The sequence below is a fragment of the Nitrosomonas ureae genome, from assembly GCF_900108305.1.
Taxonomy (GTDB): domain Bacteria; phylum Pseudomonadota; class Gammaproteobacteria; order Burkholderiales; family Nitrosomonadaceae; genus Nitrosomonas; species Nitrosomonas ureae_B.
Genome location: NZ_FNUX01000005.1, coordinates 73,135 through 87,709 on the forward strand (window position 1 = coordinate 73,135; position 14,575 = coordinate 87,709).

Genomic DNA, 14,575 nt, shown 5'->3' on the forward strand with positions numbered 1-14,575 from the left:
TTTCTCAATGAATTGCATGAATTTTTGTTTTGTTATCTGTTATCTATATTCGTGATTCTGTATCTGACCCCATGTCTGATCTGCACGGGGCCAGGTTGCTATCTCAGCTACTCACTATTGATTGACACCTGCTACTACACCGTTGCCTTTGTCGTCGGTACCCCAAATACAATAGCTATAACGATTCGCCCATGCAAGTGGTATGGGAATCTCAGAGCATGAACCAGTGACCATATTTTCAGGAAACCAACTGCCTATCCCTACAGGGGCATTGCAACCTATGAGATCGATAGATCTTACGGTATCCATGGAAAGGCCCACACTAGTAACAAGCGTTGCTTTAGATTTAAAACCTTTTTCTATGCCATATGCCGAGGGAGTGGTATTGCATTCTCCATACATTCCATACGGATCCCCCGCATCCTTGGCTGCCACAACACCAATCTTAACGGCATTACCAGAACCATCATTTGGAGTACTGAGGCAATAGTCATAAGGATCTGGCCCTGCTGGACAATCCACAACCGCTGCTTTGGTTGATTTCGCTACGGTAGCGGTATCGCAGCTTAGGGTTACTGCACCTTTGATCAAACGTGGATCACGCACTCTCTTTATTAGAGATAATTTTGGTTTCAATTGTGCACCGCCAGGACACCCCGTATAAAGACCATTAGGATTAGTTTTGGCATTAAGTTTCAAAACGCCTAGCGTTAGGTTATTACCTCCACCATCGTTACCGGTATTGGTACAGTAAGCGTAGGGACTATCAGTTGGACAGGCGATTTTTTGAGTTCCTCCTCCATTAAACGGTTTACAATCTAAGACCGTGATGGCCAGTACATTGGTAAGTGTTTCACCTATGCCAGTTATAATAAATTGCTTTGACCCGAGCGCACTACCAATGCTTCCGGACAAACATAAACCATAAAGCGCATAAGGATCCGACGAATTGTTCCAACCTGTACCTCCCGCAAAAGATAACGTGGAATAAAATATCACTGCACATAAAGCAAACCCTTTCGCAAAGGATCTAGAAGATCCGGAATATAGCTTTCTTGTAAACATAATTATCTCCTCTGAATTTTAAAACCCTGATGCAGCACAATAGGCATTCTTATTTTTCCACTTTCTGCGTTCAACAAATTTGATCTATATTAAAGTACTATATAATTTAGTAGAAAATTGGGGCAGGTCTAGAATTGAGAATATTGTCGATGAATTACATGAATTTTTGCTTTGTAGTCTATATTCGTGATGTTGATCTTGACCCCATCTTCTGCTCCTGATCATTCAGCACTTGTCATTCAAGATGATATCTGATCCTTAGTTTGTTCTTTTGTTGATTTATATCAAGCTAGCTGGATATAAATTGTTTTACGCTTTTCCATGTTGGGTACAATTTTCGATCAGTTTATTCAGAAATGGATCAGACAGGCATGGAGTATTTTTTCGGTATTGATACTCAATGGGGTCAATTACATAATCACAAATTATAGTTTGCTAAAACAACAGACAAAAGGAGAGCGCAATGAGATCCGGAATCCACACTAATTTTCCTGTATCTATTAGGAAATCTTTTTTAACACTGGCCTTATCCATGAGTTTGACTGCTCCTGCGGTTGGAAAAATGCTGCTTACCGATGATTTCTCGGGTACCTCACTAGATCCTCTATGGACAGTGCAAAGAGGCTCTGCCGATGTTGCCAATGGTTTTGTTAGTATGCAAGGCGGTTCACCTGGTGCCAGAGATTCCAATATACAAACTGCAGTAAACGATCAGAATTGGACCGACTATCATCTGTCTACTCGTTTTATTGCGGAGGGTGGCGGCGATGACTGGTATAACGCCTTCGTACATTTCAGGATCCAGGAACTGGAATCTACTACCTGGTACGATGGGCAGTATTATTTTCTTATAATAACGACTCCTTTATGGCCTACCGGAGCAGACTGGCTCATTGGTAAGTATGACGGCTTCACGCGTACACATCTTGGGGAAGGCGATATAGATCCATCCATTCCAATCAACGATAGGGATAACCAACTGGATCTCTGGGCTAATGGAAATGAGTTCATGGTTTCCATTAATGGTCATTCGCTCACCGATAATCCTATTGTTGATAACAGTTCGAATCCCTATCTTCATGGCGGCATTGGCATCGGTTCGCTGTGGGAATCAACTACCCGATATGATTATGTCGAAGTTGCTGCTATCCCGGAACCAGAAACCTATGCCATGTTATTAGCGGGTCTAGGGTTGATCGGATTCATGGCACGTCGCAGAAAAGAATCAACCGTGTAATTTAAGCTTAGATAAATCCAAAATGGGAGTTTTGGCTCCCATTTTACCAGCAGGAAAGGGGAAAATAGGGGCAGGTCCCGAATTGAGTATATTTTCGATGGATTGCATGAGTTTTTATTTTGCAATCTACACTGCCGTATAAACGCATTTACAATTACGACGCATTGAATTGTCTAGTCAGTCAATTCGATCACCAGCTTTTATACTTTGGGGCTATGAAGCCAAAGAAACCGCCCCAACGCGCAATTCGGCAGTGTACCTACCTATGACCTCTAATTCTGGCGGCTGACAGCAACTATATGAATTACTTATTGCTGATTCACTCAATAATCTTCGTTGATGAAAATAGAGTGGTTATGTCGCGCTGCATTTAAACTTCTCAAGCCGCTACTACTGGGTAGAGCTTCAAAACGATTCAATATCGTTATCCATTCCAATAAACTCATTGTTACCTCGAGATATGTGGAACTGCTGGAAATATCAATCCAAAAGCATCGAATTATTTCTCAAACGTAATAATCACTCAATCCGCTGTTTCTTAATATCTTGTTTGACTAACAGCTGATGTCTGCCAGTCCGGCGTTAAAAGATTGATGACATCCCCACATTCCAACAGACTGAGTTGCTTCAGTATTCGAGTTTTTTTCTGATTAATATGGCTTTGATTGATCCCGGAAGGGATTGATGAAATGACATCGAACTGTCATGAAAGTGAAATATTCAACTTGTAGTATGCATGGGCATTGTTGATGAGGAATTTATGCATAACCATTTTTTTAAAAAGGCAGCTTTATTTTCCAGCGTGATGATCTTGCTTTTATCTACGTCTGTAGCGATGGGGAATAGCCTGGAGAACCTGGCCAAGTCATTGGCCAAAATCCGCGGTGAAGTGGAAACGCTACAAATGCAGCTGGATATCGAGAAGGAAAAGCACGGCAGCAGAATATCGGCATTGAATTCGCAATTGGCGGATTTGAGTGTTGAAGAGCGGCGGCAAAAACTGAGTATCGAGAAGTTGCAGCATTCCATCGAGAAGTTGGGCGTTACTGCGAAACAGGCGGAGCAGTCTGGCGAAAGTCTGAAGCCGGTTCTGTTGGCGGCATTGGGTGAATACCGGTTGCATATTCAAACCGGCTTTCCATTCAAAATGGAAGATCGTGTCAAGGCGATTAATGATCTGGAAAACAATCTGATCAATCAGCAAATAGATCCCAACAAGGCAGTCAACCAGGCTTGGTCATTGATTGAGGATGAAATTCGTCTGAGTAAGGAAAATGGTATTTATCAGCAAACGATCATGCTCGATGGGGAAAAAGTGCTGGTGGATATCGCCAAACTGGGCACAGTATTTCTTTTCTTTCAAACCAAGGATAACCAAAGCGGCATGGCCAGGAAGCTGGCGCAAGGCGGCTGGAAGTTTGAGATGGTGGATAACGCAGGCGATAGGGAGCGAATCAGGAATTTGTTTGATTCATTGAAGAAGCAAATTCGCCAGGGTTATTTTGAATTACCGAATCCGTTAAAAAAATGAAAATAAAATTATTAATCTTGACACTGTCAATGATTCTGCCGCATTTGGTTTTTGCGCAGGATCGGAAAGGCACTGAAGCCACTGAGAATGTATCGGTTTCAGCACCTGAAAGAAAGCCTGAATCTGCACCCGCCAAAAAAACAAATTCAATCAAGCAGGATACCGTTAATCTGGAAACGGCTTATAAGCGTGAATATGCTTTTCTGGAAGCGCAGAAACGTGAATTGGCCGAACGCTTGAGAAATTATCAGGCCAGCGCCAATCGGGAAGAGCAGGCGTTGAGCGGTAAAGTCAACGCGCTTGAACGCAGCTCGGTCGAACGATCAGCCCGAATTGATCAGTTAAGCGCACAGCTTAGCGAATCGGAACATAAGGAAGCCGCTGTGATAGAACGCAGCGATGCCCTGGAAACCACCTATTTGCAAGCTGAAGGGACTTTGAAAAATCATGGCATAGAAATGCCGGAGGCAATGAAGGAAGCCAAGGATAACGATCCGGTCAAAGTTGATTTTTTGTTTAAGCAAGCATTGTCTTTACTGAGGAATCTCGGTGCAATCCAGACCAAGACAGGTCATTTTTTCCTGGCCAACGGCAAACAGGTTGAAGGATCGGTGATTCATCTGGGCAATATTGCGGCGTATGGCATCAGCGACGGTGGCAGCGGGAGTCTGGTTCCTGCCGGGGGAGGAGATTTCAAGGTTTGGAAAAATGCGGGTGCAGAAAACGCCACTGTATTGAGCAATAACGAACAGCCGGATGTTTTGCAGTTGTATCTATTTGAATCACGCACCAGTTCCATCGATGAATCTCCTGAAAAAACCCTCATAGGGATTATCGATTCCGGAGGTCCCATTGGTTGGATCATTGTGATACTGGGCGGCCTTGCAGTCTTGCTGGTTCTGATCCGCGCCCATTTGCTGCGGACGAATAGCGCTAACACCCAGCAATTGACGGAGCAGATTCTCGGTGAATTGGCTTCCGGCGATCTGGAGGTGGCCAAGAAAAGCTGTGAAGACAACTCTTCCGCGATCGGGCGCGTGTTGCACTATACCCTGCGTCATTTGAAAGATGATCGGGATCACATGGAAGGCATCGTGTACGAAGCCATTCTGCAAGAATCCAGCCCATTGGATCGTTTTGGCACGGCGATATTGGTGATTGCCTCCGTGGCGCCGCTGCTCGGTTTGCTGGGTACGGTAACGGGCATGATCGAAACCTTTGACATGATTACCGAATTTGGCACCGGAGATCCTAAGCTCTTGTCGGATGGTATCTCGATTGCTCTGGTAACCACGCAACTCGGCTTGATCGTGGCCATTCCGGCATTGATGCTCGGTTCATTGCTGTCTTCCTGGGCGAAAAATATTAAAGGTGACATGGAGCATTCAGCGCTCAAAATCATCAATGTTTTTTTGGGTGGCGGACTTGATATCGATGAACTGAATGTACCCACTGCGGATGAAGCTGCCTTGGCTTTAGGTAATACTTGAAATGGATTTCCCGGAATTCATTCTGATCATAAAACAGTTGCTGGCGGCAGGCGGAATTGTAATGCCACCTTTAGTGCTGTGCATCCTATTGCTATGGTATGGCTTGGGTTATCGATTCTGGGTAATGAAATCACCCAAAAGCATGGGTGTGCGCGACTTATTGAAATATTACCAGCAACACGATGACAAGCCCGCTGCAAGTATCGTCGCTCAGGCCATTAAGCAAGGCGTTCGATTGCAAAAGAAAGGGGTGAAAAATTTGCGGCGTCATTTGGATGCCGCTTTTTACGAATATGAAAGGGAGATCGGTAAATTTTCTGTTCTGGTTCGCATCGTCATCATCATTTCCCCTTTGTTGGGTTTATTGGGAACGGTGATCGGGATGATCGAAACCTTTGATTCATTGGCAACGATGACTTTGCATTCGCAATCCGGGGGAATCGCAGGCGGTATTTCACAAGCTTTGTTTACCACCCAGATGGGTCTTACGGTCGCCATTCCCGGTTTGCTGGCGCACAGCATGCTAAACCGCAAGCAACAGCAAATAGAGTTGGATCTTGCGCAAGTCAAGGATTTGCTGTGCCATCAGATCCCTAACCATCACCCAACCAAGAGCTTTTCATCATGAGACACAAAGAATCCGCCGAAGTGGAAACCACCATTGATATGGCGCCCTTAATCGATATCGTTTTTATCTTGCTGATTTTTTTTATGGTGACAACGACTTTTGTTAAGGATATGAAACTGGAACTGGAGCGCCCCAAGGCGAATAGCGCCATAGCGGCATCGAGCAAGGCGATTCGTTTGTTTATCGATCGCAACGGCGATACTTACATGGATGGCGAACCCGTGCGGTTGTGGTTGATACAAAGCAAGTTACGCGATGCGTTGAACACGGCCTCCAACAAAATTGTTCTGGTAGTAACGGATGAAGGTGTGCCGGCAGGAAGATTGGTAGAAGTAGTGGATCAGGCGCGTTTGGCGGGTGCCGAAAGCGTGGGTGTTGCAACTAAAAAAGAAGCGGGATAAAGAAAATGAGAACTATCAATATGAAACAGCATCTGGCTGGAGCCGTGTCGATGTTATTCGGGTTGGTATTTGTGTTTGGGCTGATCGTGATATTAAATCACTACATGGGAAAGATTGAAAGAACACCTCCCCAGGATGTGACGGAAATCAGTATGACGCGGGAGATCAAACAAGAACCCAAAAAAGAAATCAAGAAAGTGGAACCTAAAAAGCAGGTATCCCGTCCGCAAGCGCCCACACCTTTCAAAGGATTGGATACTGCGCTATCCGGCATTGATCTGGGTTCGCTGGGTTTGGATAACGGACAACGCGATATTGACGATAATTTGCTCGGTAAGACCGGTAATGCCGTCATGACCGCCGATCTGGTGGATATTCCACCTAAACCGATTGCGCGGGGATCGTTCAAATATCCGCCGACAGCCAAAAGGAATGGCATCAAGGGTTACGTTGTCTTGTCGGTATTGGTTGAAACCGATGGTTCCGTCAATCAGGTACAAGTGCTGGAATCCAGCCCATCCGGAGTTTTTGATGCGGCAGCGCTGCAAGGCATTCGCGCTTGGCATTTTGAGCCGGCGAAGTATAAAGGTGACACGGTTCGTGTCTGGGCCAAGCAAAAAATTCGCTTTGATTTATCTTGATCGTTGATATGAAAAACCAAGGGTCCTGGCAATTTCATTACCTGATTTATGTGGCTATCGCCTTGAATTGTTACGCTTATCCTGCGGGAGCAAACGATAATAAGGCGCAGCAACCCACCGATTTTATTGAATTGGCTGCGGTCATGCTCAAAGACGGTCATCATGATCGCGCTTTGCTGGCATTGCAAAGTGTCGACCTCGGCAATAAAAAGACCGATCTGGCCAGATTTTATACGCTGCAAGGTTTAGCGTATTTGGGATTGAACGACCTTGAAGCAGCCAAAGACAGCTTGCGACTGGCAGTCAGGAATGGGCAAAAAGATCCATCCATCTTTATCTATTTGGCGCAAGCTTACTTCGGAGTGAAAGATTACAAAAATACCCTTGATGCCCTTGAAAAGGCCGGTGCGTTGGTTAACAAGGATGCCGTCTTGATCAGTTTGAAAGCGGAATCCTATTGGCATTTGCAACGAACCACAGCGGCGATCGATACCTTGAATGAAGGACAGCGGGCTTTCCCATCGGATTCTCGTTTTCTCAAACGCAAGGTGTTCTATTTTGTTGAATTGGGACTCTATCAGGAAGCTATCCGATTAGGCCGGGAATATTTCAAACGCGCTGATGCAACCGCTGCGGATTATGTCGCCTTCGGCAATGCATTGCGTTTGAGCCGGGAATATCAGGAAGCCATCAACATTCTTGAAGTTGCGCGCCTGCAATACCCGCATGAGGAAATGGTGGCAAAACTGCTGGCGCATACTTATCTGGATCAAGGGCAGCTGAATTCCGCAGCATTTATCCTGGAGCAGGCTGCGTTATTGAATCCCGTATTACAGGCGGAAGCTGCCGAAATCTATCGGCGCGCAGGCCGGTTTCACAAAGCATTGACGCTCAATGAGAGTATCAGTGATCAGAAAGTGAAGTTGAAACAGCGATTATCGATTCTGCTGGCATTAAAGCAATTCGAGCACGCTGCCAACATGGAATCCAGCCTGTACCGCACCGGTTTATTGGAAGATCAGGATATTCGCTATGCATTGGCTTATGCGCTATTTTCGAGCCGCCGTTTTTCCGCAGTCGATAAGCACCTGCAACATCTCACGAATGCCGAGCTGTTTCGTAAAGCCACTGAACTTCGTCGCTTGATGGAGGTATGCAAAAACGAACCCTGGCAGTGCACCTGATGCATACGTTCACCATGCCGCCTTAACCATCCGCCCGGGACGGATCTTTCCGCCCATCCATAATTAGAATTTATCTCCATGAACCAGTGTGCTGTAAGTGGAGAGGGGGCTTGATACGCCAAATGAATACAAAATTAAAAAAAATTTTCTGGTTTTGCAGTGTAATCGCGATTGCGCTAATCAGCACTTTTGCTCGAGCTGAAACTGAGCAAGCCGAGTTTGCGATTTATTTATTTCAGAATGGGTTGCCGATTGAAAATGCTGAGCTATCAATCACCAGTGAGTTATATGACAAATCCAATGCAGTATTAATTTTTGAAGCCACGCCCTCGACGTATCATTGGCGCACGGAAGGTGATTCAGTATTGAAAACCAATGCTAACGGGAGCATTGCGGGGAAATTGCCACCCGGATCGTATCAATTTACGCTTAAAACTCGGGATCAAGAATTTACTTTCGACTTACCTTTGCGTCCTGCTGAAAACGCGCAAATACTCATAACCTTCTACCCCGGAAAAAAGCAGCCATTGCTCAATATTGAAAGCTCGGTCGCGGGAACGATAGCGGGTATGGATGCAACCGCGAGCGAAGCGCAAGATCAGGGGGAAGGTGTTATTTCCGTGCAAGTGATATCCGCAGAAACGCAGAAACCGATCAAGGATGTCCAGGTTTTTCTGAGCGGATCCCAGCAAAAGCTAAGAACCGATGAGCAGGGCCTGGTAAGCGCAACGGTTGCGGCAGGCAATTACAGCGTTTCTTTGTTACATAGTGCCTACAGCAGTCAAACGCAGGATGATGTCAGGATCACTGACGCGCAAACCACCGAGCTCAGCTTCAAGCTTACGCCTGCAGGTGTTGAATTGGCTGAGTATGTGGTTCTGGAGCCCCATCTGGCAGGGACGGTGGCTTCGGTGATTGAAGAGCAACGCACCGCTACATCCGTTTCTACCGTATTGGGCGCCGAGCAATTTAGTCGTGCGGGCGATAGCGATGCTGCCAGTGCATTACGAAGGGCATCCGGACTCACTCTGGTCGGCGGCCAGTTCATTTTTATCCGTGGATTGGGGGAGCGATTCTCAACCACATTGGTGAACGGTGCAGCGATTCCCAGCCCGGATCCGACCCGGCGCGTGGTGCCACTGGATCTTTTTCCGACCAACATTCTTGAGAGTGTGCAGGTGCAAAAAACCTACTCGCCGGATCGCCCGGCAGAGTTTGCCGGTGGCACGCTGGAAATGCGCACGCGCGGCATTCCGGATGAGTTCTTTTTCAACCTCAATTTGCAGGCGGGTGTTAATGACAATACCACCTTTCAGGAAGGTTTGACGTACAAGGGGGGCGGCATTGATTTTACCAGTTATGACGATGGCGCACGCGCCTTACCCGATTCACTGGATGCTGCTATCCAGGAAGGAAATCTGCGTCCGCAATCCCCCTTTAATCCGAATGGCGTTACGCCTGTACAACTGGAAAAACTTGGCGAGGATTTATCAGGCGTATGGGATGTTAACAGGAAGACAATCGGTCCCGATACAGGAATACAAGCTTCCGTCGGCGATCGTTTTTCTAAAGGTGATTTTACCTGGGGCTACATTGCAGCCGCTGGCTGGAAACAGGAATTTAGAAGGCAGAACGAAATCAATCGCGAATTTGCTACAGATGATGGCGAGTTGATCAAGAAAATGGATTTCGATACGCAACGGTCGCTACGTGAAGCGCATCTGACGGGTTATGGCGGAACAGAACTGCAATACAAGGATACCCATAAGCTTTTTGCGAAAACCATGTTCTTGCGCCAATCTTTCGATGAAGCCAGAGTTGCTCAGGGATTTACCGATGCTGAAACTTTTGATATCCGCAGAACCCGGCTTAAATTTTTCTCGAATCAATTATTCATGCATCAGGTAGGAGGTGAGCACCGATTTGATCAATTGAAGGATTTTACCATTAACTGGTTGTTTACCGATGCGACCGCCGATCGGGTTGAGCCTAAAACACGCGATTATCGCTACGATGATGTTTCAAGAAACGGCAATTTCTCTTTTTCGCGCCAGGTTGATAGCAATCAGATCATGTATTCCGACCTCATCGATCGGGATCGAAGCTGGCGTGTCGATGGGAAATTGCCATTAGAGGTTTTGCGTGATCATAAAATAACGATGCAAGGCGGTTTTATCACTCAGGATAAAACCCGTGATTCGAATATTCAGCGCTTTAATTATTTTACAACATCCTTCGATAATTCCGTTTTAGCTCAACCTTCGGTGGAAAATATCCTGCAGCCCGCCTTCATCGGCAGGAATGGATTTCAACTGCGTGATGTTACCCGGGCCAGCGAAAGCTATACTGCTTCTCAAAACCTCTTTTCTTACTATGGAAAAATGGATTGGTTGTTGCATGATAGAGTCAATATCACCGGTGGATTGCGATGGGAAGATAATGATCAGAAGGTCAATACATTCAAGGACAATTTGCCCACAACCGCAAGACTCAACAGAGTTGATATGTTGCCGGCAGCAACGGCCACGATGTTTCTTACGGACAAACAACAACTGCGGGCGGGATTTAGCCAAACATTATCACGGCCGGATTTCAGGGAATTATCCATCGCCCCCTTTACGGATATCAATACCAACCAGGAAACCATCGGTAATCCGAATCTCAAACAAACCGCGATCACCAACTGGGATGTACGTTGGGAATATTACTTATCGCCCAGTGAAAATATCTTTGCCGGTTTTTTCTGGAAAGATTTGACCAATCCCATTGAACTGGTCACTCAAGTCGGCTCTGGCGTGCTGAATACTTATCAGAATACGGATAAAGCGAATATTTATGGGTTTGAATTCGAATTGTTAAAAAAATTGGATTTTGTGCATCCGCAGTTGCAAAATTTTTATGTGGGCGGCAATTACACATGGTCTACATCGAAGGTTCAGTTAAGTGCCGAGAATCTGGCATCGCTGACGACCGTTTCGAGACCCTTGCAGGGACATTCTTCGCATATCGTTAATTTTCAGATCGGCTATGATAATCCGGCATGGAAGACCCAAGCGACCTTATTGTACAACGTCTCCAGCAAACGTATCGTAGCCGCAGGGCTATTGGGAACACCCGATAAATACGAGCAGCCATTTCACCAAGTCGACTTTGTGCTCAGCCAGAATTTGTATCGAGGAATATCGATGCAGGCATCAGCACAAAATCTATTGGATGACGATGTGCTCATCATGCAAGGCGATGAAATCAGCCGACAATTCCGTCGTGGGCGCTTCTTTAATTTTAGCGTTCGCCTGGCTTATTGATTGTAGGAAATAATACGATTTAGTGGCTGTTAAGCGCCAATTTCATGTAGAGTGTCGCCGGATTGTAATTCCTTTCACTTTATTTTGTTGCTGATGGCTTCCGATGAATCACTGATCTCCTTTGCGAATGCTTGTTGGTTAGTTTGCGGATCCGGATCTGCAGCAGATATGCACGGTATCCGGTAAGCATGTTGCATAAATTAACGCTGTTATTTCCGCTATGGATGATTGTGCTGTGCACGGCCGCATTAATCTGGCCGGAATGGCTGATTTTCCTGAATCAAGGTTCCATCGTAGTGCTAATTCTGGCGTTTGTCATGCTATGTATGGGCCTGACGCTCACCTTCGATGATTTTCGCCGGGTTACCCGTATGCCCAAAACGGTTGCAATTGGTTTTGCGGCACAATACTCCATCATGCCCTTGCTGGCTTTTGGCATTGCTTATGCGCTCAATTTGCCCGATTATTTTGCGGTTGGTCTGATTCTGGTGGGGTGCTGCCCTGGCGGAACGGCTTCAAATCTGGTGACTTATATTGCCAAGGCGGATGTGGCGCTTTCCGTGATTATGACGGTCTGTTCCACTCTGGCTGCGGTCGTTTTAACGCCATTGCTCACTCAGTTGTTTGCCGGTGCGCTTGTCCCGGTGGATAGCTGGTTGCTATTCAAGCAGACACTGCAAGTGGTAATACTGCCCGTTGCGCTGGGCGTTCTGCTCAATCGCTGGATGCCTCGATTGGTATGTTGCGTGATGCCGGTTGCACCTTTTCTGTCAGTGCTGGGTGTATGTGTAATCTGCGCTATTGTGTTTGCAGCTCATGCGCAATCCATTCTCAATCATGGCGCAGAATTGCTTCTTGCTACAGCCCTGCTGCATGGGGGTGGTTTTTTCATTGGCTATCACTTGGCAAAGCTACTGGGTTGCCAGTTGCAAACCGCACGTACGATTGCGATTGAAGTGGGCATGCAGAATTCCGGTTTGGCCATTGTGCTGGCTAAACAGGCATTTCCAATGTTGCTTCTGACGCCCGTTGCGGGCGCGGTTTCGGCGCTCATGCACGTATTGATTGGCAGCCTGCTGGCTGTCTTGTGGCGTATCCGAGCCCCATCTTAGTTGCACATATCCAATCGGGACGGCTTACGATTACAGGCAATAAATTCGGCCGTCAACCCTTTTATTTTTTAGTTAACCGAATTTTTAATTTACATGGGAATGTAATATCCCTGTCATGTTGGCCTGTTAGATTTGCGTACCTATTTAAAACTTGGAGGTGGGTAAATCATGTTCAGATTAAAACATATAAAAGAAAAATTAATGACTGCGTCGGCAGTGTTATTGAGTGCCGCGACATTCAATGTACAGGCAACGGCCACATACGATCCGGCATCGGGTATTGTCGATCTTCCCGTGGTTGAGCTTTTGATTGGCGGATCATCAGAATTCTATAGCGCGCAATTGCAGCTCGTTGGAGACGGATTACAGTTGATTGCGGCCAATCCTATTGCAGCTACCACGGGACAACGTAACGTGTTTGATTTCGATACGAGCTCAGTGCATGTTCCTTCGGTTGTGGTTGGGGCCGATAGTTTTTATGGCAAATTGAAATTGGTGCCGGGATCGGATCCGATGCGTTTTACGATCGAGCAACTGGCGAATAATGCATTTACGGGTTGCCCTGGTTTTGCGCCACCAGGACCGGCAGAGAATTCTTGTGTCTTGAGCGGCACGATTACAACCAATGTCACTTTGACAAAAAATATTGTGTGGGTACTCGAGGGGCCTGTCTATGTGGGCGGTGATAACACACAAAGTGCTACTTTAACAATTAATCCGGGAACCAATATCATCGGACTGGATAAGGCTTATTTATGGGTCAGACGTGGTTCAAGAATTCTGGCTGAAGGCACACCGGACAATCCCATTGTCATGACGGGCGCAGTGGGTCAGGATGCAGGCGAGTGGGCCGGCCTGGTTCTGGCGGGTAATGCGCCGGTTAACGGATGTAATGCAGGTGTACCCGTGTGCGAAGTTCCTTTCGAGGCGGTCACCACCGAGATTTATGGCGGTAATAATCCTGCGGATAACAGCGGCGTGCTTAAATATGTACAAATTCTTTTTGCCGGTGATGCGGTTCGTCAGGATGAGGAGCTTAACGGCTTGACGTTTAATGGCGTGGGTTCAGGAACGATTGTTGATTACGTGCAGGTGCACGCAGGTTTGGATGATGGTATCGAAGTTTTCGGTGGCACCGTGCAAATGAAACATTTGGTGTTAACGAACATTCGTGACGATTCTCTCGATTGGACCAATGGCTGGCAAGGCCGTGCACAGTTTATTTTGATCAAGCAGGCGGCGGATTCAGGGGATCGCGGAATTGAAGCCGATAACAACGAAGTCGACAATGGCAGTACTCCCCGCGCTCAGCCAATTTTGTCCAACATGACCATTCTCGGTCGAGCAGGCAGTGCTGTGGAAGGCATATTGTTGCGTCGTGGAACCGGTGTCAATATCTGGAATTCTGTGGTTGTGGGTGGATTCTCGTCATGCTTAACGATTGATGGTCCGGCAACTTTTGCCCATGCGGGTACTCCTGGCAGCTTAAGCGGCACTTTGACCATACAAAATTCATTTGTTAATTGCACTGGCAACTTTGCGGATGGTGAAGGTGCCACGTTTACAACAGCGGATTGGTTCTTGTCTCAATCCGAAAATCAAGAAGGCGATCCTTTGCTGAGCGGTTATTTGCCAGCCTCCGGCTCACCGCTAACCTTGGGTGGAGTCGCAGTGAGCGATCCTTTCTTCACCGCAGTCGATTATGTGGGTGCATTCAAGGATGAGAACGACGATTGGACCAGAGAATGGACATTTAACTTTAATTAATATGCGTCTGTCTTGAACGCTCTGTTGTTGTTACGCATGGGTTGAAGTTTTCGATCAGCAATACGCAACTTGTTCGTTGAAAAGAGATCGCTGGATTTGCCTTTCGAGGCGCCAGCGATTTTTTTATTTAAACGATAAAACTCAAAGAGCCTGATTCGCTCGGTGTGAAAAATCCTATGTTGCAAACTATCGGACCTCAATGACTTCAAGCATT

General features: G+C 46.5%; 11 protein-coding genes. 10 read left to right on the forward strand and 1 reads right to left on the reverse strand.

What is annotated here, in order from left to right; all coding sequences use genetic code 11:
• Positions 1-114: 114 nt before the first annotated feature.
• A complete protein-coding gene (locus tag C4S39_RS04590; protein WP_103965867.1) occupies positions 115-1,065 on the reverse strand; it encodes a hypothetical protein in 951 nt (316 codons plus the stop codon).
• Positions 1,066-1,528: 463 nt separating this feature from the next.
• On the opposite strand from C4S39_RS04590, the gene C4S39_RS15725 reads away from it, so the two are divergent.
• From C4S39_RS15725 to C4S39_RS04640, 10 genes are all read left to right on the forward strand, one after another.
• Positions 1,529-2,302 carry a PEP-CTERM sorting domain-containing protein gene (locus C4S39_RS15725; protein WP_258039286.1) on the forward strand — a complete coding sequence of 258 codons (774 nt, stop codon included), beginning with the start codon at positions 1,529-1,531 and terminating at the stop codon, positions 2,300-2,302.
• 760 nt (positions 2,303-3,062) lie between these two features.
• Positions 3,063-3,833: a DUF3450 domain-containing protein gene (locus C4S39_RS04600; protein WP_258039287.1), complete on the forward strand. Its 771-nt coding sequence runs from the start codon at positions 3,063-3,065 to the stop codon at positions 3,831-3,833.
• Positions 3,830-5,323, forward strand: a complete 1,494-nt coding sequence (locus tag C4S39_RS04605; protein WP_103965869.1) for a MotA/TolQ/ExbB proton channel family protein — start codon at positions 3,830-3,832, stop codon at positions 5,321-5,323. Before C4S39_RS04600 ends, C4S39_RS04605 begins: the two co-directional genes overlap by 4 nt.
• 1 nt (position 5,324) lies before the next feature.
• The gene (locus C4S39_RS04610) at positions 5,325-5,951 is read left to right on the forward strand and encodes a MotA/TolQ/ExbB proton channel family protein (RefSeq protein ID WP_074720592.1); all 627 of its coding nucleotides are present in this window, start codon (positions 5,325-5,327) and stop codon (positions 5,949-5,951) included.
• On the forward strand, positions 5,948-6,352 hold the full coding sequence (locus C4S39_RS04615) for an ExbD/TolR family protein (protein ID WP_103965870.1): 405 nt from the start codon (positions 5,948-5,950) through the stop codon (positions 6,350-6,352). Before C4S39_RS04610 ends, C4S39_RS04615 begins: the two co-directional genes overlap by 4 nt.
• Before the next feature lie 5 nt (positions 6,353-6,357).
• Entirely contained in the window at positions 6,358-6,993 is a 636-nt protein-coding gene (locus tag C4S39_RS04620; protein WP_258039288.1) for an energy transducer TonB, read from the forward strand.
• Positions 6,994-7,001: 8 nt separating this feature from the next.
• Positions 7,002-8,177: a tetratricopeptide repeat protein gene (locus C4S39_RS04625; RefSeq protein WP_103965872.1), complete on the forward strand. Its 1,176-nt coding sequence runs from the start codon at positions 7,002-7,004 to the stop codon at positions 8,175-8,177.
• A gap of 122 nt (positions 8,178-8,299) precedes the next feature.
• On the forward strand, positions 8,300-11,482 hold the full coding sequence (locus C4S39_RS04630; RefSeq protein WP_103965873.1) for a TonB-dependent receptor: 3,183 nt from the start codon (positions 8,300-8,302) through the stop codon (positions 11,480-11,482).
• 188 nt (positions 11,483-11,670) lie between these two features.
• Positions 11,671-12,594 carry a bile acid:sodium symporter family protein gene (locus C4S39_RS04635; RefSeq protein WP_103965874.1) on the forward strand — a complete coding sequence of 308 codons (924 nt, stop codon included), beginning with the start codon at positions 11,671-11,673 and terminating at the stop codon, positions 12,592-12,594.
• A 168-nt stretch (positions 12,595-12,762) separates the two neighbouring features.
• On the forward strand, positions 12,763-14,361 hold the full coding sequence (locus C4S39_RS04640) for a hypothetical protein (protein WP_103965875.1): 1,599 nt from the start codon (positions 12,763-12,765) through the stop codon (positions 14,359-14,361).
• Positions 14,362-14,575: the final 214 nt, after the last annotated feature.